1 tRNA gene and 2 rRNA genes are annotated in these 819 nt (G+C 48.6%); all 3 read right to left on the bottom strand.

Annotated features, from left to right (window positions below):
- Positions 1–261: ribosomal RNA gene (locus KE671_RS22575) — 23S ribosomal RNA — on the bottom strand; the annotation flags it as partial.
- A 183-nt stretch (positions 262–444) separates the two neighbouring features.
- Positions 445–520 (bottom strand) — tRNA-Glu (locus KE671_RS22570).
- Between the two features lie 171 nt (positions 521–691).
- A 16S ribosomal RNA gene (locus KE671_RS22565) occupies positions 692–819 on the bottom strand; the annotation flags it as partial.

Here is an 819-nt window from a genome sequence, read left to right as displayed (position 1 = left end):
CTCGCCGCTACTGGGGGAATCTCGGTTGATTTCTTTTCCTCGGGGTACTTAGATGTTTCAGTTCCCCCGGTTCGCCTCGTTTGACTATGTATTCATCAAACGATAGTGCAACGAATTGCACTGGGTTTCCCCATTCGGACATCGCCGGCTATAACGGTTCATATCACCTTAATCACCTTACCGACGCTTTTCGCAGATTAGCACGTCCTTCATCGCCTCTGACTGCCAGGGCATCCACCGTGTACGCTTAGTCGCTTAACCTCACAACCCGAAGATGTTTCACTTCATGATTGCGAAAATTTGAGAGACTCGAACACACATTAACTGTGTGTCGTTTCAATTTTCAGCTTGATCCAGATTTTTAAAGAGCAAATATCTCAAACATCACCCGAAGATGAGTTTTGAGATATCGGTGGCAACGCCTTTCACACATTACCGCGCAAGTGGCGTCCCCTAGGGGATTCGAACCCCTGTTACCGCCGTGAAAGGGCGGTGTCCTGGGCCTCTAGACGAAGGGGACACGAAAATTGCTTATCACGCGCTGCGTGATATTTTCGTGTAGGGTGAGCTTTCATTAATAGAAAGCGAACGGCCTTATTCTGTTCAGCCTCACTCCCGACGCGTAAACGCCTTGCTTTTTACTTTTCATCAGACAATCTGTGTGAGCACTTCAAAGGCAGGTTCTTTAAGGTAAGGAGGTGATCCAACCGCAGGTTCCCCTACGGTTACCTTGTTACGACTTCACCCCAGTCATGAATCACAAAGTGGTAAGCGCCCTCCCGAAGGTTAAGCTACCTACTTCTTTTGCAACCCACTCCC

The organism is Citrobacter amalonaticus (genome assembly GCF_018252635.1).
Taxonomy (GTDB): Bacteria; Pseudomonadota; Gammaproteobacteria; order Enterobacterales; family Enterobacteriaceae; genus Citrobacter_A; species Citrobacter_A amalonaticus_E.
The sequence above is the reverse complement of the archived record's forward strand: the minus strand, read 5'-3'. Positions and strand labels throughout refer to the sequence as shown.